General features: G+C 62.7%; 21 protein-coding genes. 13 read left to right on the forward strand and 8 right to left on the reverse strand.

Translation table 11 applies throughout. From position 1 onward, the window contains the following. From AC1DYD_RS22985 to AC1DYD_RS23025, 9 genes are all read left to right on the forward strand, one after another. A complete protein-coding gene (locus tag AC1DYD_RS22985) occupies positions 1-363 on the forward strand; it encodes a Rieske (2Fe-2S) protein (RefSeq protein ID WP_478175062.1) in 363 nt (120 codons plus the stop codon). A 12-nt stretch (positions 364-375) separates the two neighbouring features. Further along, positions 376-1,560, forward strand: coding sequence for an MFS transporter (locus tag AC1DYD_RS22990; RefSeq protein WP_478175063.1), 1,185 nt, complete (start codon positions 376-378; stop codon positions 1,558-1,560). 15 nt (positions 1,561-1,575) lie between these two features. After that, positions 1,576-2,688, forward strand: a complete 1,113-nt coding sequence (locus tag AC1DYD_RS22995; RefSeq protein ID WP_478175064.1) for an FAD-dependent monooxygenase — start codon at positions 1,576-1,578, stop codon at positions 2,686-2,688. A gap of 73 nt (positions 2,689-2,761) precedes the next feature. After that, a complete protein-coding gene (locus tag AC1DYD_RS23000) occupies positions 2,762-3,673 on the forward strand; it encodes a LysR family transcriptional regulator (protein WP_478175065.1) in 912 nt (303 codons plus the stop codon). A 132-nt stretch (positions 3,674-3,805) separates the two neighbouring features. Further along, positions 3,806-4,825 carry a dihydrodipicolinate synthase family protein gene (locus tag AC1DYD_RS23005; RefSeq protein WP_478175066.1) on the forward strand — a complete coding sequence of 340 codons (1,020 nt, stop codon included), beginning with the start codon at positions 3,806-3,808 and terminating at the stop codon, positions 4,823-4,825. Positions 4,826-4,836: 11 nt separating this feature from the next. Continuing rightward, a complete protein-coding gene (locus AC1DYD_RS23010) occupies positions 4,837-5,784 on the forward strand; it encodes a Bug family tripartite tricarboxylate transporter substrate binding protein (protein WP_478175067.1) in 948 nt (315 codons plus the stop codon). After that, on the forward strand, positions 5,781-6,818 hold the full coding sequence (locus tag AC1DYD_RS23015) for an ornithine cyclodeaminase family protein (protein ID WP_478175068.1): 1,038 nt from the start codon (positions 5,781-5,783) through the stop codon (positions 6,816-6,818). Before AC1DYD_RS23010 ends, AC1DYD_RS23015 begins: the two co-directional genes overlap by 4 nt. Before the next feature lie 11 nt (positions 6,819-6,829). After that, positions 6,830-8,305, forward strand: a complete 1,476-nt coding sequence (locus AC1DYD_RS23020) for an NAD-dependent succinate-semialdehyde dehydrogenase (protein ID WP_478175069.1) — start codon at positions 6,830-6,832, stop codon at positions 8,303-8,305. A gap of 47 nt (positions 8,306-8,352) precedes the next feature. Beyond that, complete coding sequence (locus AC1DYD_RS23025; RefSeq protein WP_478175070.1) at positions 8,353-9,252, forward strand: LysR family transcriptional regulator; 900 nt, start codon at positions 8,353-8,355, stop codon at positions 9,250-9,252. Positions 9,253-9,489: 237 nt separating this feature from the next. Here the strand turns inward: AC1DYD_RS23025 and AC1DYD_RS23030 are convergent, their stop codons facing one another. From AC1DYD_RS23030 to AC1DYD_RS23065, 8 genes are all read right to left on the reverse strand, one after another. Continuing rightward, on the reverse strand, positions 9,490-10,392 hold the full coding sequence (locus AC1DYD_RS23030; RefSeq protein ID WP_478175071.1) for an NADP-dependent oxidoreductase: 903 nt from the start codon (positions 10,390-10,392) through the stop codon (positions 9,490-9,492). A gap of 140 nt (positions 10,393-10,532) precedes the next feature. Continuing rightward, the gene (locus AC1DYD_RS23035; protein ID WP_478175072.1) at positions 10,533-11,360 is read right to left on the reverse strand and encodes a DODA-type extradiol aromatic ring-opening family dioxygenase; all 828 of its coding nucleotides are present in this window, start codon (positions 11,358-11,360) and stop codon (positions 10,533-10,535) included. Further along, a complete protein-coding gene (locus AC1DYD_RS23040) occupies positions 11,357-11,692 on the reverse strand; it encodes an aromatic ring-opening dioxygenase subunit LigA (RefSeq protein WP_478175073.1) in 336 nt (111 codons plus the stop codon). The genes AC1DYD_RS23035 and AC1DYD_RS23040 overlap by 4 nt, the downstream gene beginning before the upstream one ends. 16 nt (positions 11,693-11,708) lie before the next feature. Beyond that, positions 11,709-12,683 carry a tripartite tricarboxylate transporter substrate binding protein gene (locus AC1DYD_RS23045; protein ID WP_478175074.1) on the reverse strand — a complete coding sequence of 325 codons (975 nt, stop codon included), beginning with the start codon at positions 12,681-12,683 and terminating at the stop codon, positions 11,709-11,711. Next, positions 12,680-14,140 (reverse strand): 5-carboxymethyl-2-hydroxymuconate semialdehyde dehydrogenase, encoded by a 1,461-nt coding sequence (hpaE, locus tag AC1DYD_RS23050; protein ID WP_478175075.1) that lies wholly within the window; start codon positions 14,138-14,140, stop codon positions 12,680-12,682. Before hpaE ends, AC1DYD_RS23045 begins: the two co-directional genes overlap by 4 nt. 216 nt (positions 14,141-14,356) lie before the next feature. Continuing rightward, complete coding sequence (locus AC1DYD_RS23055; RefSeq protein WP_478175076.1) at positions 14,357-15,160, reverse strand: alpha/beta fold hydrolase; 804 nt, start codon at positions 15,158-15,160, stop codon at positions 14,357-14,359. A gap of 210 nt (positions 15,161-15,370) precedes the next feature. After that, positions 15,371-16,474, reverse strand: coding sequence for an aromatic ring-hydroxylating dioxygenase subunit alpha (locus AC1DYD_RS23060; RefSeq protein WP_478175077.1), 1,104 nt, complete (start codon positions 16,472-16,474; stop codon positions 15,371-15,373). Between the two features lie 102 nt (positions 16,475-16,576). Continuing rightward, positions 16,577-17,530: a LysR family transcriptional regulator gene (locus tag AC1DYD_RS23065; RefSeq protein WP_478175078.1), complete on the reverse strand. Its 954-nt coding sequence runs from the start codon at positions 17,528-17,530 to the stop codon at positions 16,577-16,579. A gap of 78 nt (positions 17,531-17,608) precedes the next feature. On the opposite strand from AC1DYD_RS23065, the gene AC1DYD_RS23070 reads away from it, so the two are divergent. Genes AC1DYD_RS23070 through AC1DYD_RS23085 form a run of 4 tightly spaced genes read left to right on the forward strand, consistent with a single transcriptional unit; the run spans position 17,609 to position 22,464 of the window. Further along, a complete protein-coding gene (locus AC1DYD_RS23070; protein ID WP_478175079.1) occupies positions 17,609-18,757 on the forward strand; it encodes an ABC transporter substrate-binding protein in 1,149 nt (382 codons plus the stop codon). 58 nt (positions 18,758-18,815) lie between these two features. Next, positions 18,816-19,862 carry a branched-chain amino acid ABC transporter permease gene (locus AC1DYD_RS23075; RefSeq protein ID WP_478175080.1) on the forward strand — a complete coding sequence of 349 codons (1,047 nt, stop codon included), beginning with the start codon at positions 18,816-18,818 and terminating at the stop codon, positions 19,860-19,862. 50 nt (positions 19,863-19,912) lie between these two features. Then, the gene (locus tag AC1DYD_RS23080) at positions 19,913-21,715 is read left to right on the forward strand and encodes a branched-chain amino acid ABC transporter ATP-binding protein/permease (RefSeq protein ID WP_478175122.1); all 1,803 of its coding nucleotides are present in this window, start codon (positions 19,913-19,915) and stop codon (positions 21,713-21,715) included. Next, positions 21,712-22,464: an ABC transporter ATP-binding protein gene (locus AC1DYD_RS23085; RefSeq protein WP_478175081.1), complete on the forward strand. Its 753-nt coding sequence runs from the start codon at positions 21,712-21,714 to the stop codon at positions 22,462-22,464. The genes AC1DYD_RS23080 and AC1DYD_RS23085 overlap by 4 nt, the downstream gene beginning before the upstream one ends. Positions 22,465-22,899: the final 435 nt, after the last annotated feature.

A 22,899-nucleotide genomic window follows, 5' to 3' on the forward strand; every position in this document is an offset into this window, starting at 1 on the left:
ATGCGGACGTACCTGTGCAGGTTCGAAGAGCTCGTCGATGGAACGTCGCGCGGCTTCGTTCCTGCTGGTACTTCGAGCAAGGCCATGTTTGTGGTCCGGCGCGGGAGTCGGGTACTGGGGTGGCTCGACAGCTGCCCCCATGTGGATGGCGCGCCTCTGGCTTGGCGCAAGGATGCTTACTTGAGCGCCGACGGTAGCTCAATAGTTTGCTATGGGCATGGCGCCGTGTTTGACATCGAATCAGGCGTCTGCACGAAGGGACCGTGCATGGGGCAAGCGCTAACGCCTGTTGTGGTGCATCGCGACGACGAAGGGGCGCTGTGGATCGACTCACCACACGCCAATTGGGGACAAAGTGCTTGAGAGGACCGCAATATGAATGCGACAGATAAACCGCGCGCCCGTATCGCGCTCATGGCCGCGCATTGCGCGGGAATGGTGGACATTGTCGCGCTGCCCGTTTGGGTAGGTACGCTCATCGCGCGCTACGGCTTTGACCCCCAGCAAGCGGGCGCACTCGCGACATTGTTCCTCGCGGGTGGCGTCGTAGCGAGCTTGATCCTGGCACCGCGCTTCAATCGCTTGCGCGGCCGCCGCTGGATGGTCCCCGTTGCCTACGCAGTTTCGGGAGCCGCGTTCCTGGCCTGTATGCGCACTAGCCAGTTCGAAACGCTCGCATTTCTGCATGCGCTGGGCGGGCTGGCCACCGGCGCCGGATTGAGCATTACGCATGGCACGGTCGCTCTCACGCGCAACCCGCATCGGATGTTCGGCTTCATGCAGGTAGGGGTAGGAGTATTCGGCGTTGCCTATATGGCAGCCGCACCTCAGATCATCGCGTCGGTCGGAGGGGCAGGGCTCTTTGGCATTTTCGGCGGCATCATGCTCGCGGCGTGCGTGATCACGGCGGTGGCTTTTCCAAACGTGCAGACTACTCGCAGCGATTCCGCCGTTCACGAATTGGTACCGGCCGCGCTACCCAGGGCTGCGTGGTGCGCCATGATCGGCATCGGCCTGATGAATGTGACACAGGCGATGGTGTTCAGCTTCCTTGAACGCATGGGCGCCGACCGGGGGTTTACGCCTTCCAATCTGCAACTCGTGCTCATTGCCGTCGGGGTCGTGAACCTCGCACCTGGCGCAGTCGCCGCACTACTGCAGCACAAGCTGGATGCTCGAAAGGTCGTGCTTGGTGGTGCGTTGGCGCAGGCGACCCTGGCAGTGGCGCTGGTTTCAAGCACGACTTTTGCCCTTTATGCAACGGCGGGTGCTTTCTTTGTGTCCGCGGTGATCTTCACCCACATCTTCACCTTCGGCGTGCTGGCGAGGCTGGATCCGTCGGGTCGGGCCGTTTCGGCGACGCCCGCCATGCTGATGATTGGTTCGGCCATCGGTCCTGTTCTTGGCGGCACCCTCGTCAAGTTCTTCGGCTACGGCGCCATCGGCTGGGCGGCCGTGGCCATTGATGCCATTGCCTTCTGCTTCTACCTGCAGCTTCGGAAAAGCAGCGTGGCGCCCGTTGCGCCCAGCGCTCCGATCCCTGCTTCGATCAATAACTGAGATAGGAGATCCCTCATGAACAAAACCAAACGGGTGCTTGTTGTCGGAAGCGGCATTGGCGGCGCGACGAGCGCCTACACGTTGGCCCGCGCTGGCGTGGAGACGCATTGCATTGACATCCAGCCGGCCAGATCAACCGTCGGCTCCGGAATTTGCCTGCTTCACAACACAATGCGCGCACTTTCGGAGATCGGGCTGGCTGAGCCGTGCCTGGACAGCGGGCTGAAGTTCGAGGTGTTCAAGCAGCACGACGCCTCGGGCAACCTGCTCATGTCGAATCCGACCCCCCCCGGCATTGGCATACGCCGACCGGAGCTTGCCCGCATCCTGGAGACCGCGGCCAGCGAGGCGGGAGCGAGGATGGAGCGCGGCATCACTGCCGACTCGGTGCTCGACCGCGGCGGCCATGTGGAAGTCGTTTTCTCTGATGGCCGCGAAGCTGAGTACGATTTGGTGGTGGCCGCAGACGGAGCGTACTCGAAGCTGCGGGACAAATTCTTTGGGCCCGAACATCGGGTTTGGTTCGCAGGGCAAAGTGTCTGGCGTTTCAATGCGCCGCGGCCGCCCGAGGTCGATGGTTTCTGTCTTTACCGCTCCGCCGACGGCAAGCGCGCCGTAGGCGCGCTGCCGACTTCCAAGGAGACGTGCTACCTGTTCTTCCTCGAGAACAGCGCAGAGCACCTGCATTGGCCGGATGACCAACTGGACGTCCTCGTGCGCGAGCGCCTGGCAGGCTTCACGGCTCCGGTGATTCAGGACGCACTGGCACAGGTCACCAAGCCCCAGCAGGTCCTGGTCCGCCCCTACGACATCACGCTCTTGCCAAAACCGTGGCACCGCGGCCGGATCGTGTTGCTAGGCGACTCAGCGCATTCGCCAACCCCGCAGATGACTTCCGGCGGCGGCATGGCAATCGAGGATGCCGTGATCCTCGCACAATGCGTCAAGCACCGGCTCGACCTTGAGGAGGCTCTGGTTGCCTATTCGGAGCGACGGTTCGAGCGTGTGTCGACCGTATGGAACGCGTCTTTGCAACTGTGCAAGTATGAGCAGGAGCCGGTGCCGAATCCACAGAGGTCTGCCGCACTCCTGCTGCAGACCTACCAGTACTTGGGCCAGCCCATGTGACAACCGGGCCGGGAGAGGCCCGGGTGCATCCGCCGGGCCACAGTGCTCCCGTGGGAGCGGCGAAAATCGGGGCATGAAGTCCATCATCGACGCCGGCTGGCACCACTTCGTCAAGGTCGCGGAGCTGGGCTCGATCTCGCGCGCAGCCGTGGCGGTAGACGTTCCGCAATCCGTCGTCAGCCGGCATATCGCTCACCTCGAGCGTGACGCCGGTTCTAGCCTGTTCCGCCGGACGGGACGCGGCGTAGTCCTGACGGAGCTCGGCCAGCACCTGTATCCCCGCATCAAGTTACTGATTGCGGAATCCGAGAGTTTTGCCGACGAGGTACGCGCGAGCCGGGGTGTGCCCGTCGGCGACGTGCGCCTTGGCCTGCTTCCTTCCACGGTGCCGGCACTCGCGGGTCCGCTGTATCAACGGGTGTTGAGCAAATTTCCGCAGGTGCGCCTGCACCTGACGGAAGGGTCGAGCTCGCAACTTCAGGAAATGCTGGACCAAGGACGGCTGGATCTCTCGCTGCTGCTGCGCGATGGTGGGGAGGCCAGCATGGATGAGCCTGTCCTTTTGGAAGGCGCCCTCTGCCTCGTTGTCGCTAGCAGCGATGCCCTTGCTGGCCAACAGCAAATCAGCTTCGAGGAAGTTGCGAAGCTGCCGCTGGTACTCCCTGGCGAGCCCCACCCCTTGCGTGAGAGGCTGGCTCTGTTGGCGCGCAAATTCGGTTTGACCCTTCGGATTGCTGCGGAGGCGAACTCGATCCGGCTGCAGCACGAGATCGCGGCTTCTGCTGCTGGCTATGCGATCACTGCTCCTTCGATTGCACCGCACGACCGAGCACGCTTGGTAGCGCTACGAATCGTAGAGCCCGTGCTTGAACGTGCAGTGGTGCTCGCGGTCGCACGTCACCGTCCGCACACGCTGGCAACCCGCGAAATCCAAGGTCTGTTGCTTTCCATGGCGCCCCAAATTTTGTCGGAAGCCGACGCCTGAGGTTTCGCCTGAGTGCATAGCTGCTATCGCGCGTGCCCCGTGGCTCATTGAGCGCCACCAATCTAAAGTCTCGTTGCGTTCCGTGGCGCGGCTTTCGCGAACACGGCTGCTATCACTCACAAGCGAGACATCATGCTTCCTTACAAGCGCGCAGACGCCCGGGCCTGGGCCCGGGAAAACCTGGTCGGCTGCTCGGCCGTCACCATCCCCAGCTATTCGGCCGACCTCAAGAACCTGAACGAAAAGGGGATCCGCCATGACGTCGCCCTGGCCAAGGAGTTCGGTTTCAAGCACACGCTGCTGTGTGCCGAAGTTGCCATCACTCCGGAAGAGAACGCCAAGTTCACCGCATGGGCGGCGGACACAGCGGGACCCGACTTTGGCCTATTCTTCCACGCAGCTTTCAACTCGCTTGCGGAAAACATCGAGGCGGTCAAGCTGGCGGAAGCGGCTGGAGCCACCATGGTCCTGCTCTCGTATCCGGCAACGTTTTGGCCCACCACGGAGCAGGAGGTCTACGACTACACCAAGAGCTTGTGCGACGCCACCAAACTTGCCGTGATGCTATTCCCGTTGCCGGCATGGGGCTTCGAGCGCATCCATCCGGCGGGCATGTCGGTGGAGTTCGTCCGGCGGCTGCTCAAGGACTGCCCGAACATCGTCGCCATCAAGTCTGAACAGGGCTTTCCGCTGCCTGCCGGTATCTGCGAGATGTACCACCACTTCCGCGACGAGGTGGTCATCAGCTGCCCCATCGAGGGTGATGCCATCCCCCTCATGAGCCTGATGAAGATGCAGTTCTCAGGTACCAGCAACACACAGTGGATGAGCAACTATTACCCGCGCGCATTCGAACTAGCCCGGACGGGCGAATGGGAGAAGGCGATGGAGTTGTACTGGAAGGTCAATCCTGCTCGTAGTGCAAACGGTGCGGCCACGCAGGCCTACATTGGAGGCACTTCGGTTCTGAACAGGACCATGTGGAAGTACCAGGACTGGCTGGCTGGATTCAACGGCGGCCCCTTGCGAGCGCCGGCCATGCGTATCCCAGATCGTTTCTTAAAGCCCCTCCGACAGGGCTTGGTAGCGTCCGGTCTGCCGGTGACTTCTGACCCCGACAGCGAGTTCATGGTCGGGCGCCATCCTTGCTGAGGCGAAAGACCATGAGACTTGCACGACGTGCATTTCTGGGCGGCATCGGCTGTTTCCTGCTGTCGTCTGCTGGGGCGGCCGAAGTTCTCCGCGTGGTCGTTCCGTATGCAGCGGGCGGCATCACCGATATAGGGGCCCGGGTCATTTGCGAGCAACTGGGGCAGGTTCTGGGACGATCGGTGATCGTGGAGAACCGGCCAGGTGGAGGCACTCGGATCGGAACGTCTGCGGTGTTGGCGGCGAAGCCGGATGGAAATACGCTGCTGCTCACCAACATCGCCTATGGCATCCTGCCGTTGGTCGACTCCTCCGTGAAGTACGACGCCGTGACCGCAGCTGCGCCAGTCGGAGTTGCTTCGGTCTATCCGATCGCCCTGGTAGTGAGTTCGAAACTGCCGGTGAAAACTCTGCAGCAGTTTATCGACTACGCCCGAAAGAATCCCGGCAAGCTTACCTACGGCAGTGCCGGTCCGGGTAGCGGGGCCCATCTGGGTGGCGAACTGTTCCAGTCTCTGACCGGCACGCAGCTTGTCCATGTTCCCTATCGATCCACCTCGAGCGCATTGACCGAAGTGGCCTCGGGCCGGGTGGACCTCACCTTTGATGCGACTGCCATCGAGCTCGCCAAGATTGGGAAGGTGAGGATCCTGGCCGTCTCTGGCACAGAGCGCGATCCTCGCATACCGGAGGTACCCACCGTGGCAGAAGCGGGGCTGAAGGGGATGGAGACAGCCTCTTGGCTCGGGCTGTTCGCTCCACTCGGCACACCGCAGGCAGTGATCGAGCGGCTGAACAAAGCGCTGAATGTCGCCGTCCAGAACGATGGGTTGAAGGCGCGATTTCGCGACCTCGGCATGCTCCCTCGATCGGGATCGCCCAGCCTGCTGACAGATCAAGTGCGCCACGACACCCAGCTTTACCAACGCGTCATCCATGACGCCAAGTTGAAATTCGAATGAAGACCTCCGACGTAAATCCCCCCGTGAGCGCCGAGACCGATACGCCCGTGTTCGTGTCCTCTGAAACTGCAGCCGCCGTGTTCCAGTGGCTGCCCGCCGTACGTGCCCTGCAGGAAACCTATGCGCGCCCCTTAGGAGCAAACGCCGTTCCGCGCCGCACCATTGCTGCAGGAACGGCCGAGCGCGCTTCGCTGCGAACCATGACGGCAGTGCCACCCGGTTCCCGCTACTACGGCGCCAAGCTGATGGGCATGGCGTTCGGTCCGGCCGGTCGCCAGCTTGAGTATGTAGTGGTCCTCTTCGACGCGACTACCGGCTCCGTCGCCGCCATGGTAGACGGCAACCTGGTCACCGCGTATCGCACGGCAGCCACGTCCGCCGCCGCTCTTGATCGTCTGGCGCCGCAGGGGCCCGCCCGCCTGGCAGTCCTAGGAAGCGGTCTGGAAGCACGCATGCATACGATCGCCATTGCCGCGGTCCGTGAGTTGAGCGAGATCCGAGTCTTCAGCCCAACGCCGGAAAAGCGCGAGGCGTTCGCCAACGGCATGGCGGCCGATCTGGGTGTCCGATCGCGCGCGGTCGACTCGCCGGCGGAAGCCGTTAGTGGCGCTGACATCGTGCTGGCAGCGGCCCGTTCCTATGGCGAGAAGCCGATTCTGCAGGGTGCCTGGCTGGCGCCCCACGCGACGGTAGTTTCCATCGGATCCACGCTCCCCGATCAGCGAGAAGTCGACAGCAGCGTCATTGCGCGCGCCGGACTCATAGTCTGCGACAACGTGGAGGAGGTCTTGGAGGAATCCGGAGACATGTTAGCCGCGCGGCGAGACGGGATAGAAACCGATGCAAAGTGCGTTAGCCTGAATGCGCTAATGACAGGCAAGGCAGAGCGGGCCAAGGACGGAATCGCGATGTACAAGTCTGTCGGCTCCGGGCTCCAGGACGTTGTGGTCGCCGGCATGATCCTCGACCTTGCTCGTTCAGCTGGGCTTGCGACGCCCCTTCCCGTTCGATTCGAAACCAAGCGCATCGGTTGATGCGGCGAACCATGAAGAACCTGCTCAAAGATCCCGAACTGTTCCGCTCCGCCGCTTTCGTTGGTGGGGAGTGGATTGAAGCGACGCCGCATGGCAAGTACACCCTGCGCAATCCTGCGACGAACGAGTCGCTCGTCGAACTGCCTCGCTTGAGGCAGGAGGAAACAGCGCAGGCCATCGAGGGCGCTCACCGCGCCTTTCTCGACTGGCGCCGGACCACGGCCAAACATCGGTCCGAAGTGCTGCGCCGCTGGTACGACTTGATGATCCTCCACGGCGACGACCTTGCCACATTGATCACGCTGGAAGAAGGCAAGCCGCTCGCCGAAGCCAGGACCGAGGTTCAGTACGCGGCGTCGTTCCTGCAGTGGTTCTCCGAGGAAGCCAAGAGGGTGCGAGGAGATGTGATCCCCGCGCCCAAGGACACCCAGCGCATCATCGCATTGAAGGAGCCGATCGGCGTCTGTGCGGCCATTACGCCCTGGAACTTTCCTGCGGCGATGATCACGCGCAAGGCGGGTCCCGCGCTGGCCGCAGGCTGCACCATGGTCGTCAAGCCCGCGAGCCAGACGCCCCTGACAGCCTTGGCGTTGGCGGAACTGGCGCGGCGTGCCGGTGTGCCCGCCGGCGTGTTCAACGTGCTGACCGGAAACGACACGCGCGACATCGGAAATCAGCTTACGTCGCATCCACTCGTGCGCAAGATTACCTTCACCGGCTCAACGGAGGTCGGGCGCGTGTTGCTGGCGCAAGCGGCGGGCACCATCAAAAAATGCTCGATGGAACTGGGTGGGAACGCACCATTCATCATCTTTGATGATGCCGACCTGGACGCAGCTGCAGACGGCGTCGTTGCGGCCAAGTTTCGTAACACTGGCCAAGCCTGTATCAGCGCCAATCGTGTGCTCGTTCAGGCCGGCGTGTACGAAGCTTTCGCCACCAAGCTAGTCGACCGTGTCCGGAAATTGCGCGTGGGCAATGGGCTCGAATCCGATGTGCAACTCGGCCCGCTGATTGATGACGCGGCCGTCGAGAAAGTGGAGGAACATATTGCAGACGCCGTTGCTCAGGGCGCGACGTTGCTGCACGGTGGTAAGCGCCATTCGTTGGGCGGCCGATTTTTTGAGCCGACCGTCGTTGGCGGGGCCACGACCAAGATGGCACTGTCGAGCGAAGAAACCTTCGGTCCTCTGGCGCCTCTGTTTCGCTTCGAGAAGGATGAGGACGCGTTTGAGATCGCCAACGCAACCGAGTTCGGGCTTGCTGCCTATCTCTACAGCCGTGACGCGGCCCGCATCTGGCGTGCCTCGGCCGCGATCGAGTCGGGCATGATCGGTATCAATTGCGGATTGATCTCGAATGAAGTGGCGCCGTTCGGCGGCGTCAAGCAGAGCGGGCTGGGGCGCGAGGGTTCGCACCACGGCATCGAGGAATTCCTTGAGGTGAAGTACCTTTGCTGGGACGGTCTGGCGCCTGTGTTTAGCTGACATCGAGGCCACACCGAGCTCGGGGGAGCGAAAATGCTCCCCCACTTATGGACGGTCTCGATCTCATCAAAACATTTCGCGAAGTAGCACTTCGTCGAAACTTCTCCCGCGCTGCAACGTCGCTTGGACTTTCCAAAGCGACCGTTAGCCGCTATGTGGCCGAATTGGAGCAGCGCACTGGCGTTCGCTTGCTTAACCGGTCGACTCGATCGCTCAGTCTGACGGATGCCGGCGAGGTGCTGCTGGAGCGCAGTGCACAACTGGTGGAAATTGCCGAAAGTACCCTCAGCGACTTGCAGGCCCACGGCGCGAGTCCGCGCGGGCGGCTGCGCATGAGCGCGCCACACGGCATGATCGCTGGTTGGTTGTCGGACGTGATCGCCGGCTTCATGCAGCGCTATCCCGATGCGTACGTGAGCCTGCAGTTCACCAACGAAGATATCGACTTGGTCGCGCAGGGCATCGACATACACCTCACCGGCGGACGCATCGATGACATAAACCTCATCGTGCGGCGGCTCGTGCAGTTCGACATGGTGGTCTGCGCCTCGCCCGGCTACTGGGCCAAACGCGGCATCCCCCGGGAGCCTGACGACTTGGCCCGCCACGACGTGCTGACCTTCGCGGCCATGCCGTCGACCCAGTTGCCTTTCGAGACCGCGGGCCGGCAATACGAAGTCGCTGTACACAGCCGCATGGAGAGCAACGACCCGATCGCGCTCATCGAACTGGCCCTGCGGGGAGCCGGCGTGGCTTACGTTCCAAAACCATTGGCGCAGTCACACCTTGAGCGCGGAGCGTTGGTGCCGGTCCTGCGCGAGCACATGCGGCAGGACAACTGGCTCTACGCCGCCTACTCGCAGCGCCGGCACAACAGCGCCGTGATGCGCGCTATGCTCGATTTCTTGACGGAATCGATGGCTTCGGCGCGAGGCCTGTCAGATTGAGGATGGGTCCGCCGTTGACGAGCTAAGGCGGACACGGCAAAAGAGGTCGCGCGAGGTAGCCGATGCCCTGCAGCAGTGAGCTCCGGGCAGCGATTGAAGGTGTCGAATGGGGCCACTGCCGCGGCGATCGACCTCAGCCTGAAGCGCTGCATCGCGCTACATCGAAGACGGCGGTCTGCAGGCGGACGAAGATTGGGTGGAAACCAGTTTCGACCGATCGCCGTCGGATCGAACGTCTCAATGTTTGAGGACAATTTTTCCCTGGACGCCAATCGCCACCGCGGTCTGAGCTTCGCCGATTTGCTCCAGGGCGAAGCTTCGTGCGATCGGGATGACGAGCAGGCCCTGCGTGGCGGCGTCCAGCACTGCGTCGAGTGTGGCGGCGTCGGTGCGGTGATAAATCTCAAGGATGGTCACCCGGCGGTCGGTGTTGGCACCCTCGGGCACAGGAACGATGCTGGCGACCCGGCCACCGTCGCGGACAAAAGCGATGAGGTGGCCTGCTACGGGTGCCGCGGTGCTGATGGCGAAGTCGAACGCGGGCGCTGCGGGTGGAATGGTGATGTCGAGCGCCTCACCAGCCAGTTCACGCCCCTCGGACAATCGTTCGGGGCGTACTCCCGCCACCGGCGCGGCCCCGATCTGGTGGAGATATTGAATCGCAGCGCGTCCTACGGCGCCGAGGCCGCCGGAGACCAGCACGCGATCGCCGGCCTTGAGGCCGAGTGCATCGACGGTCTGCCGCCCGGTGAGTCCCGCCTTTACGAGGGTTGCTCCCTGCTCGAAGCCGAGGCTTGCAGGCAGCTTAGCGATCGAACTCACGGGGACCACTCCATACTCGGCATGCGCGCCATTGCCGGTTGGCGCGAAGTCCGCGACGACCGGATCTCCGACCGCCCATCCGGTGACGCCCGCGCCCAGTTCAGCGATGGTGCCAGCGGCATCGCCGCCAAGAATGGCGGGCAATCGGAGAGGGATGTACTGGGACATGAAGCCCTGCCGCAGGATGAGGTCGAACGGATTGACAGCCGACGCGGCAATCTTGATAAGTACTTCGCCCGGCCCGGGCCTGGGCACCGGCACTTCCTCGATCGAGAATTGATCGACGCCGCCGTAGGATTTGAGCAGTGCTGCTTTCATTACATATCTCCGGAAGTTGAATGCCGCCCCATGCAAGGTGTTGGGTCGACGGTGGTATGGACGGATGATGGCGGACGGCCGAAACGAAAACTCGACATGGCCAGTCCGCCCGCCTCTTGCGGCCCAGATAGGAAATCGTTCTACCCGATGGCCATCGTGGCCGCCGTGCAGGTCACCGCGAAGATCGGAATCGCCTTCATGTGAAGGATGGCGCCCTTGCCGCGCGCCGCGGCCGCCACCGTGAGGAAGGTGCGGATCTCGAAGCCGCCCTGGCCGGCTTCGCGGTAGGTGGCCTCGTCGCCGTAGTCGGCCTGGGAGAGCAGCGCCTCGCGGTCGTTGGCGCACCAGCGTTCCATGAAGACGCGGTCCCATTCCTCGTTGACCTTGCCCGAATCGGGCGTGGCAGGCCAGTGCGAGATGCCGCCGGTGCCGATGATCGCGATGCGCTCGGGCGCCTTGTCGCAGGCGCGGCGCAAGGCCTCGCCGAAGGCCCAGGCCCGGTGCAGCGGCGTCAGCGGCGGCCCCTGGCAATTGATGTTGACCGGGATCACCTTGGTGTCGAACTTCGGCGTCAGGAAGTTCAGCGGCACGATGATCCCGTGGTCGAACTTCCACTCTTCGGCATAGGCCACGTCGACCGTCTGCATCACCTCGCGGATCAGCCGCTGCGACAGCGCTGCATCGCCCGGGATCTTCGTCTTTTCGATGCCGAGCCACTTGGGGTCCTCGATCGGTCCCTCGTAGCTGTCGGCCATGCCGATCGCATAGGCCGGCATGTTGTTCATGAAGAAGTTCGCGAAGTGCTCGGCCGCGATCACGACCACGGCGTCGGGGCGGCTCGCGCGCAACTGCTCGCCCATGCGATGGAACTGCGCGTGGAACTCGTCCTTGACGGCCGCGTCGGCCAGGTGGGCCCGGCCCGTGATGCCGGGGGCGTGGCTGCACACGCCTGCGAATACGAGGCTCATACGCCTGCTACCTTTTCGTCGTGTGAGGTCGTCATGGCGTAGATGCCGGCGCGCACCGGCCCGTACTTGCGCACGCCTTCGCGCATCGCCGCGATGTAGTCCGCCCAGGGCATGCCCAGCAGCGGCGCGAAGTGCATCAGCAGTTGCCCGTTGCAGCCCAGCACATAGAGCTTGCCGATGTCGCCGGCGTCGATGGCCTCGCGCTCTTCGGCGTTCAGCTCGTAGCCGCCGAGCAACGCGGCCCGCGCGCTGCCGCCTTCGGCGTACAGGCGCTGCACCTCGGGTTCGCGGTTCAGCGCGAACAGGAATTTCTGCATGGCGTAGAGGCTCATGGCGCGTCTCTTTCGTTCAAGCGTCGGCCGTGATGCCCGCCTTGCGGATCACCTCGCCATACTTCGCGGTCTCGCTGCGGATGAAGGCCTCGAACTGGTCGGGCGTGCCCGACAGCGAGGCGATGCCGCCCTTGTGGAAGGCCTCGGTCGCGGCCGGTCCGGCCAGCGCGCGGTTGACCTCGGCGTTCATGCGCTGCACCACCGCATCGGGCGTGCCCGCAGGCGCCAGCAGGCCGTTCCATGAATTGGATTCGATCGCCACGCCCTGTTCGGCCAGTGTGGGAATGTCGGGCGCGTACTGCGAGCGCTGTTTCGTCGCCATGCCCAGCGCGACCAGCTTGCCGGCCTGGATCTGGCCGCGGAACTCGGGCCAGTTGCCGAACATCACCGTGACCTGGCCGCCGAGCAGGTCGGACAGCGCCGGGCCCTGGCCCTTGTAGGGCACGTGCACCATGTCCAGGCCCATCTGCAGCTTGAGCATCTCGCCCGAGAGGTGGGCCGAGGTGCCGTTGCCGAAGGAGGCGAAGCTCAGCGTGCCGGGCCGGGCCTTGGCCTGCGTGCGCAGGTCGGCCAGGGTCTTGAGCCCGCTCGTGGGATGGGTTGCGAGCACATGCTCCGACATTCCCATCAGCGCCACCGGGCGCAGGTCCTTGAGCGTGTCGTAGGGCAGCTTCCTGACCAGCGTCTGGTTGGCCGCGAAGCTGTTCGCCACGCAGACGAAGCCGTAGCCGTCGGGCGCCGACTTGGCGACCGCGTCGACGCCGATCACGGTGCCGGCGTCGGGCTTGTTCTCGACCACCACGGGCTGGCCCAGCTGCTTGGCGAGTTCGACGCCGACCAGCCGGGCGACGAAGTCGGTGGTGCCGCCGGGCGTGAAGGGCACCACGATGCGCAGGGGCCGCGAAGGCCAGGCCTGCTGCGCGCGCGCCAGCGAGGGGAGGGCGGCCAGCGCGGCCACGCCCTGGATCAGCGTGCGGCGAGAGGCGTTCATGCCACGCCCCAATGGGGAATGTGATGCGAGCCCAGAGAGACCGCCACGTTCTTCGGCTCGCAGAAGACCTCGTAGCTCCAGGTGCCGCCTTCGCGCCCCGTGCCCGAGGCCTTGGTGCCGCCGAAGGGTTGGCGCAGGTCGCGCACGTTCTGACTGTTGACGAAGCACATGCCGGCCTCGACCGCCGCCGCGACGCGGTGCGCGCGGCCGATGTTCTCGGTCCACACGTAGCTCGACAGGCCGTAGGCGATGTCGTTGGCCAGGCGGATCGCATCGGCTTCGTCCTTGAACGGAATCAGGCAAGCCACCGGCCCGAAGATCTCGTCCTGCGCGATCTTCATGCGGTTGTCGACGTCGGCGAACACCGTGGGCAGCACGTAGTTGCCCTTCTTCACACGGTCGGCAAGCTCGGGCGCACCGAGGCCGCCGCACAGCAGCGTCGCGCCTTCCTTCGGCCCCAGCTCGATGTAGCTGCGCACCTTGACCAGGTGCGCCTGCGAGATCATCGGGCCGACGATGGTCTTCTCGTCCAGCGGGTCGCCGACCGTGATGCGCCTGGCCCGCTCGGCGAACTTTGCCGCGAAGTCGGCATAGATCGACTGCTGCACCAGGATGCGCGAGCCGGCGGTGCAGCGCTCGCCGTTGTTGCTGAAGATCATGAAGATCGCCGCATCGAGCGCGCGGTCGAGATCGGCGTCGTCGAAGATCACGAACGGGCTCTTGCCGCCCAGCTCCATGCTGAACTTCTTCAGGCCCGCGCTCTTCACGATGCGGTTGCCGGTGGCGGTCGACCCGGTGAACGAGATCGCGCGCACGTTGGGGTGCGCCACCAGCGGCTCGCCGGCTTCCTTGCCGTAGCGGTGCACCAGGTTCAGCACGCCGGCCGGGATGCCGGCCTCGAGCGCCAGCTCGCCCAGGCGCGCGGCGGTCAGCGGCGACAGCTCGCTCATCTTCAGCACCGCCGTGTTGCCGAAGGCCAGGCAGGGCGCGACCTTCCAGGTGGCGGTCATGAAGGGCACGTTCCAGGGCGAGATCAGCGCGCACACGCCCACCGGGTGGAACAGCGTGTAGTTCAGGTGCGTGGACGTCGGGTAGGTGTGGCCGTCCACGCGCGTGCACATCTCGGCGAAGTAGTAGAAGTTGTCGGCCGCGCGCGGCACCAGCTGCTTGCCCGTCTGCGCGATGACCTGGCCGCAGTCGTTGGTCTCGGTCTCGGCGATCTCGGGCACGTGCTTCGCGATCAGGTCGCCGAGCTTGCGGATCAGCCTGGCGCGCTCGGGCGCGGGCAAGCCGGCCCATTTCGGGAAGGCCTCCTTGGCGGCGGCCACGGCCGCGTTCACTTCGGCCTCGCCGCCCGAGGCGACCTCGGCCAGCACTTCCTGGGTGGCGGGGTTGACGGTCTGGAAATAGTCGCGGCCGGCGACCGGCTTGCCGTCGATGAGGTGGTCGATCTGCATGGGACCTATCTATCGATATGGGATGCGGTCTGAAGTCGCCGCTATGGTGTTGTCAACTCGCCGGTTCTCAAGGCTCGGCGCGTCGGATGTCGTTGTGAAGGAGAGAGGGCTCTTCACCAGCACAGCATCTTCATGCTCTCGGGCCCAAGTTCTTCCCTTCCAGTGGACATCAAGCGACTTAGCCTTCGTGTTGCCCCAGGGGATCGAACTCGAGGGTCAAGCGGGCTGCGTTGATTCCGGCGTGTGGAGGAAGCGGGTGAGAAGGTCGGCAAACTCCTTGGGTTTCTCCAGCGGAGGGAAATGCCCACCCGGTAGGACAACGTGCCTTCCGTGCGGCATCCTCTCCGCGATATCGCGACCTACCTCTGGCGGCACTAGACCATCTAGCGCGCCGGACACAACCAACGTCGCAGTTTCTATCGACGGCAGGATTGATTCCAGGTTGGTATCCCGAAGCACGGCGCATGCGCTCGCGTAGCCGTTTGGATCCATCGACGCAAAGACGTTGCGGACCGAATGGACCTCGGGATGGCGCTCGCTCAGGAACTGACTGCTGAACATCCGCTGGATCATTGCGGTCGCGAGAGGTTCCATACCTGCTTCGACAGCCGACTTGGCACGCAGCTCCCACCCTCCGGGCGGAGGCGAAAGGCTCGAAGCGGTACTGCATATCACCAAAGCGGTGGCTCGAGCGGGTTCTAAGCTCACAGCCCTCAGGGCGGCCATGCCTCCGATTGAGACTCCGCAAACCGCAAAGCGCTGGAATTTCAGCTTGCTTGTCAGCTGCAGCAAATCTTGGGCGAGAAGGTCTAACGTGTACTCGCCAGAAGTCGCCTCGCTCCCGCCGTGACCGCGGAGGTCGAAGCGCAGGACCTGAAAATCTGTCAGCAGGCTGGGAAGTATCTGGTCCCAAAGACTGAGGTCCGAACCGACCGGATGCACCAGAACCAGAGGCGGATTCTCGGGGTCACCCTCCAATCTGTAGTAAAGGCGAGCGCCGTTCACGATGAGTTGTGGCATATGTTCCTTTGGACATAATCCGCGACCCACTGGGCCCTGGACATTTGACGTAGGGCTTTGGGTCCCTTTGAGCGCATCACACCTCGCCGAGGGGGGATCGATGCTTGTTGCCGAAAACGGGGCGACATCCGATTCCTCAGATGGCGGCGAATCGACGTTCACGCCCCCTTGGTCTACTTTTACTCGCGGGGGCAAATGGGCGCAGGTGGCTTAAGGCGTTGCGCGCGTCGTACTGGGCAGGGAAATGGGGGCGTTCCTCGCAGCCGGCTTGACCTCGGATGCGCCTATCCGCTGCGCATCTTCTTCCTTCACCAGCTTTGACACTAGCCAGCGAAACTTGCCGAGCGCCTCGTCGGCGCGGATTGCCTGCATTTTGAAGTCGCCTTTCAAGGCCAAGCTCGCGGCTTGTGCAGTGATCATGGCGCGGTCTTCCTCGAATGCGTCCACCACGCTCTGGTGCACGGACGCGGTGACGTCAGGGCGGTCGATGGCGAAGTTGTGTGGATGCGCGTAGAAGTAGTGGGTGGAGCTTTCGGTTTCAGGCGTGAGCGCCTGGCAGCCGTGGAACTCGGCTGCGTCGGAGCGATTGCCCTCTTGGGCGCCGCTGCCCGCCGCATTCATCCCTGAATCCATGATGAAAATGCCTGGCACCAGAAAGTCGTAGATGTTCCAGCGATCGACCTTTCCCGGGAATGGACGCACCTTCTGGACAAAACTCGGCGGCTGGGTATTCATCGCCCAACGTGTGACGTGAATGCCGCGCTCCTTGAGTTCGATCTTCGGAAGGTTGGCTGCGTAGTCTTCCGATCCACCCAAAGTCGTAGGGTGAACGTATGGCAGATGCGCAAGATCGAGCAGGTTGTCCGCGATCAACAGGTAGTTCGTATGGTAGTGCGTGTAGCCCTCCAGCGACCGCCAACCCGGGTCATCGAGCCAGTGGGTGTCCGGAATCAGTTCCGGATCTGCTCGGTCGGGCTCGCCCATCCAGATCCAGATCCACTTGGACCGTTGCACCGCTGGAAAGGTCTTCACCCGCATGGTCGGTGGGATACGTTCCTGACCCGGGATCTCGACGCAGACGCCGCTCGCATCAAATTTGAGACCGTGGTACATGCAGCGGACGCAATCGTCCTCGCGGCGACCTTTCGAGAGCGGCGCACCGCGGTGGCAGCAGCGGTCTTCGAATGCGATGACGCTGCCCTGGCTGTCGCGCCAAAGGACGACCGGCACCTCGAGAATGGTGCGCGCCAGGAATGTGGACTCACCCACCTCGCTCGCCCAGCCGGCCACGTACCAGCAGTTCTTGATGAACATTGTGTCTCCTTTTTTTTCTTGGAGTCGAGACGATATTTGGCGCCAGCCTTGCGCGCAATCCGATGGCGCACATGCTGTGCATCCATCACGTGCATGCCCCGCTTACCGCATCGACGGCGGAAGTTCCTCGAAGGTGGTCTTGATTACGCCGCGCAACCAGCTGTTGGCGCGGTCGTAGTGAAACCTGGGATGCCAATATTGGCAAAGCGAGAACTTGGGTAGGACCACTGGCGGCTCGAGCACCCTGACCACGCCGTGACGTGCGAAAACCGTCCCGAGCGCCCGGGGGACGGTGGCGATGAATTCCGGGTGCTGGTCCAGCATCAAGGGCATGATCAGAAAGTGCGGTGTGGACAGCACGATGTTGCGCTTGATGCCAGCATCCTCGAGCGAGGAGTCGTACGGCGTGTCGCTTTGGCCGGTCAACGTGACTGCGATGTGAGGCATCGCCGAGAACTGCTCCTGCGTTAGCACCTCGCCAACCGATTTGTTCTTGATGCTCACGATCGAGACAAACGTGTGTTCGAACAGTTCTTCTTGGTAGAGGCCTTCGGAGGCATTGCGGACGGAGCCCAGCGCCAAGTCGGCCTTCCCCGTGCTGAGGACATTCTCCAAGGCGTCGGGAGTGACCTGGAGCGTATGCAATTTGCAGTGTGGCGCAAGAACTTTGAGCTTGGCGAACAAAGAAGGGGCGAAAACTAGTTCGCCCATGTCGGTCATGCAGATGTTAAAGGTGCGCCGTACCTGGAGAGGGTCGAATGACGCTTGCGTGAGCAGCTGACCCCGGATCGAGTCCATGATGCCCATGACCACCGGCGCCATTTCGCTTGCCTTGGCGGTTGGCGCCATCCCCCTGTTGGTCTTTACGAACAAGGGATCGTCGAAGAAGGAACGCAGGCGTTTCAACGAGTGACTCATCGCGCTCTGGGTTAGCCCCAGGTTCGCTCCCGCGCCCGTCACGCTTCGCACGCGCAGCAACGCGTCGAAGACGGCGAGGAGATTCAAGTCGAGGTCTGGCAAGTCATGCGGGGGATTCATTCGCAACATGTTCTGCATGAGGTTGAGCCATGGTACGTGATCTTCTAAGCTCGCCTCAAGTCACCACCAAGTTGATGACTACCACGGAGACAAACAATGAGCTTGATAAAGATTCTCGGGGCTACTGCCTTGGGGTTTTCCCTAGCCGGGACCGCCATCGCCGACATCAATGTGGGCATGACCTTATCGCTGACCGGGCCCGGCGCATCGCTCGGTATTCCTACGCAGAATGCCGTCAAGCTTTTCCCGAAGGAAGTCGGGGGTCAAAAAATCAACTACATCATCGTGGACGACGCTTCGGATCCGTCTGCGAGCGTCCGCAACTTGCAGAAGCTGGCTGACGAGAGCAACGTCGATGTGGTGATGGGATCGAGTGTGAGTCCCGCGACCCTGCCGCTTGTTCCGCTTGCGGCAGAGAAGAAGATTCCCCTCATCAGCCTTGCCGCGAGCGCCAGAATCGTCGAGCCGCAGGATGCAACCCGGCGGTGGACCTTCAAGGCAATCGCCAACGAGAACATTGTGGTTGCCGCTACTGTCGCGCACATGGCCGCCCAAGGAGTGAAGTCGGTGGCCTTCATCGGGTTCGCTGACGCCTACGGAGATTCCTGGCTTGCGGAGGCCAAGGCACAAGCCGATGCCGCCGGCATCAAATGGCTTGCCACCGAGAAATATGCGCGGACGGATACAAGCGTGACTGCGCAGATCCTCAAGATCGTTTCCGCGAAGCCGGATGCGGTGCTGATCGCGGGCGCGGGCACGCCGGGTGCCTTGCCGCAAAAGGCACTTCTCGAGAGGGGCTACAAGGGCCGCATCTACCAGACCTACGGCATCGCAAATCGCGATTTTCTGAAGCTCGCTGGAAAGGACGCGGAAGGAGCCTACTTGGCGGCGGGGGGAGTGCTCGTTGCGCCGCAACTCGACGCGACGAATCCCATTCGCGCCGTTGCGCTCGATGCCACGACCCAATACGAAGCGGCCAACGGAAAGGACTCGATGTCCGTCTTTGTCGCGAATGCCTTTGATGCGAACCTGCTGCTGCGCGCAGGGCTCACGGCCGCGCTGGCGAAGGCGAAGCCGGGAACGGAGGCGTTCAGAATTGCCTTGCGAGACTCGCTCGAGCAGGTACGAGGCCTAGTCACAACGCAAGGAGTAATCAACATGTCGCCGACGGACCATGTGGGTTACGACCAACGAGCGGCGGTCATGATGCAGATCGCAGACGGCGGCTGGAAGTACGTGAAGTAGGGTCCTTTCGCGTCATTGGCGGCGGAACTTTCCGCGGCCACCTCGCGGCTCAGTTTCAATGGACTCCACCATCGCTCTCATCCTGGTGCAGGACGGCCTGACCAGCGGTGCCATCTACGCGCTGCTTGCCCTTGCCGTCGTGCTGGTGTTCTCGGTCACCAAGGTGATTTTGATTCCCCAAGGCGAATTCGTTGCCTACGGCGCATTCACGCTTGCCGCATTGCAGTCAGGTACGACGCCGGCCGCGGCATGGCTGCTGGTCGGCCTGGGCGTCAGCGTCTTCGTTCTCGATTGCTGGGTCTTTTTTCGCGCGTCTGCGGATCGCCGAAACTGGTGGCTATTGGGACGGCGGGCAGCTGTCACCCTAGCTGTGCCCTCGCTGCTACTTCTGATCACCCGAGCGTTCAATTGGACCGCCGCTCCGATCGCGCTCCAGATGATGCTGGCAATCGGCATCGTGATGCCAATGGGGCCATGGCTCTATCGGCTCGCGATCGGCCCAATCGCCGGATCGTCGGTGCTGACGCTTCTGATCGTTGCGGTGGCCTTGCACTTCTGCCTGATGGGTTTGGGCTTGGTGATGTTTGGACCTGAGGGGGTCCGGACAACCCCCCTGCTTGAGGCGCAATGGGAGTTCGGAGAGTTGCGTATCTCGGCGCAGAGCCTCCTGGCCATGGGTGTCTGTGCGGCCTTGATGTGTCTGCTCGCCGTCTACTTTCGTTTCACCATGCACGGCAAGGCATTGCGCGCCAGCGCATTCAATCGCCTCGGCGCTCGACTCGTAGGCATAAGCCCGATGCGCTCTGGGCAGCTCGCTTTCGCAATGGCTGCAGGTATCGGCGCTCTGTCGGGCACGCTCATCGCACCGCTCACCACGGTCTACTACGACTCGGGCTTCTTGATTGGATTGAAGGGCTTCGTCGGCGCCATCGTCGGCGGGCTCGCCAGCTATCCCGTCGCAGCTGCGGGCGCACTCTTTGTCGGCTTAGCAGAGGCCTGGGGCTCCTTCGCGGCTAGCGAATACAAGGAGGTCATCGTCTTTACGTTGATCGTGCCTGTGCTGGTTTGGCGTTCGCTGAGCAGCCACCCAGAGGAAGAAGCGTGATCAGAGCTGAAACTTCGGTGCAGCGACCTTGGGCCGCTTGGACCGGCCTGATGGGGCGGCGTCATTCTGGCCTCATCCTGTTCGTGATCCTGATCGTCGTAGGCGGGTCGCTCCCGGTGAAGAACTTCTGGTTTACGCAGGCGAACTACATCGGCATCGCCGCCTTGGCGACCCTGGGCCTGACGCTTCTGACCGGTGTCGCCGGCCTCACATCTTTCGGGCAGGCGGCGTTCGTCGGGATAGGCGCCTACGCCTCGGCGCTCCTCGTCGTGCACTGGCAGGTCTCCCCATGGCTGGCGCTGATTGCTGCCATTGCAATCACCCTGGTGGCCGCATTCCTGATCGGCGCTATCACGCTACGACTGTCCGGCCACTACCTTCCTTTGGCGACGATCGCCTGGGGGCTATCCCTCTACTATCTGTTCGGCAGTATCCAAGCACTCGGAAAATCGGACGGTGTCATGGGGGTTCCGCCTCTGTCTGTGCCGGGTTTTGTCTTCGACACTTCTCGGTCGATGTTCTTTCTCATCTGGGCGTGTTTGGCTCTGGCCATTGCAGCCATGCTGAACCTCCTCGATTCACGGCCCGGTCGCGCGATTCGGTCGCTGAACGGTGGTGTGAGCATGGCAGAGTCCTGCGGAATCACCACGGCCCGTTACAAAATGGTGGCCTTCCTTGCTGCGGCCCTTTGCGCAGCAGTCGCGGGATGGCTTTACGCCCACCTGCAACGCGGAGTCAATCCGACCCCATTCAACTTGAACGCGGGCATCGAGTTCTTGTTCATGGCAGTCATCGGCGGCGCCGGCTACGTCTGGGGAGCAATCGCAGGCGCAGTGGCACTGACGGTGTTGAAGGACCAATTGCAGCGCTATCTTCCAGCTCTTCTGGGTCAGGCCGGCAACGCCGAGATCGTTGTATTCGGCGCCTTGCTGATCTTGCTGCTCCAGCGCGCACCTCAAGGGCTTTGGCCGCTGCTTTGCAGGCTCTGGCCCATCGCGCCCTCGCGCAGGCGACCGCGGTCAGCGGTGATTGATGCGCCAGCGAAACAGCTCCCTAAAAGGATCATGCCGACTCGCGGCTCGGTGGTGCTCGATGCGCGAAGCATTCGCCGTACCTTCGGAGGTCTCGTGGCGGTCAACGATCTGAGTCTGCAGGTGTTAGCCGGGCAGATTGTGGCGTTGATTGGGCCCAACGGCGCCGGCAAGAGCACCTCGTTCAACCTGATCAGTCGAACTTTGGACTTAAGTTCTGGCGCAATCAGCTTCACGCCGGAGGACGCCGCCGAACCCGGTCAGATAGAAGGAGTCAACGCTCGCGCTGTGGCGAGACGCGGATTGGCGCGCACGTTCCAGCATGTACGTCTACTGCCAGGAATGTCCGTTCTAGATAGCGTCCTGATGGGCGCCTACACGCGCGGACATGCCGGTACTTTGCGAAGCGTGGTTCGTCTCAACGTGGTGGAGGAGGCGACGCTCGCTGCTGAGGCTATGCGGCAAATTGAAAGGGTGGGTCTCGGAGCGTTCGCCCATCACGAGGCCTGCAGTCTGGCGCTTGGGCAGCAGCGAATCGTAGAGATTGCTCGCGCCTTGTGCTCCGACCCAGTGTTGCTGTTGCTCGACGAACCAGCTGCGGGATTGCGTCACTTGGAGAAAGGGGCCTTGGCGGTTCTCTTGCGGCAATTGCGAAGTGAGGGCGTCAGCGTGTTGCTGGTCGAGCACGACATGGATTTCGTCATGGGCTTGGCTGATCAGGTTGTAGTGATGGAATTCGGGGCGAAGATCGCGCAAGGGACCCCGGAAGAGATTCGGCGCGATCCAGCGGTCATCAAGGCCTATTTGGGAGCGGCGACATGACTGCACCTTCATTCGGAGGAACGCAGCCTTTGCTTCGCGTCGAAGCGCTCGGGGCACGTTACGGCAAGGTCGAGGCACTCAGCGATATCAGCCTCGAGGTGAAGTCTGGCGACATCGTGACGGTCATCGGCCCGAACGGCGCAGGTAAGTCGACTTTGTTGAACGCCATCATGGGCATACTCGATGACGTCGAGGGCTCTGTGTGGATGAAGGGCATGAAGCTGGTCGAGCCGGCGGAGGAGCGCGTCGGCCGTTCAATGTCTCTCGTGCCCGAAAAGCGAGAGCTCTTCTCCAATATGAGCGTGGATGAGAATCTGGTCCTCGGCGCCTATCTACGCTACCGCTCAGGCGACAGGGCTTGGAAACAGTCTCTGGACGATGTGTTCGCGCTTTTTCCGCGGTTGCGCGAGCGTCGCCTGCAGCTCGCCGGAACTCTCTCGGGCGGTGAGCGGCAGATGCTGGCGATCGGTCGCGCACTAATGTCGAAGCCTACGTTGCTGATGCTCGACGAGCCGAGCTTGGGCCTGGCGCCGCTGGTGGTGCGCGAGATTTTTGCCATCATCCAAGGTTTGACGAAGCTAGGGGTGGGCGTGTTGTTGGTTGAGCAGAACGCCCGAGCTGCGTTGCAGTGTGCTTCTTACGGCTACGTGTTAGAAAACGGCCGTCTGGTGAAGGAGGGTCTCGCGTCCGACCTGCTGGAGGACCCCGCTGTCATCTCGAGTTACTTGGGCGTCGCGTCGCTCAACTAGTTCAGGCGTTAGAACGCGAAGATGATCGGTGTGTGCTCGGCGAAGTGTCCGGGCCCCGCGCCCAGTGAAGCGTCCTGGCAGCGGTCGCAGCGATGTCCCCCGCCACGATCACGACGTCAATGCTGATCTTTGGCATGCGGAAGTTGCCGGCGTCGAGGTGCATGTCTGGGAGGACGCGGAGTTTCATGCGGCGACCAGCTTACGAAAGACGCTCCCTTTCGCGCTAGTCGGCGGCGCCGGGGCTGCGAAGGAGAGGGGTAGCATTCGAGGGAACCAGTTCTTTGGAAGCCGAAAGTTGTCGTCGTTCAGTGGGCCGGGGTGCTGTTTTGGAGGCCCATGGGCGGGAGCCAGCCTTGGCTTTGGCGCCTGGGAGATGAATTTTGGTAGGCAAGGAATCCCCGTGGAATGCGGCCCCCATTATCCCAAGTGTGGGCG

It is taken from the genome of Variovorax sp. P4_B11, from assembly GCF_056402355.1.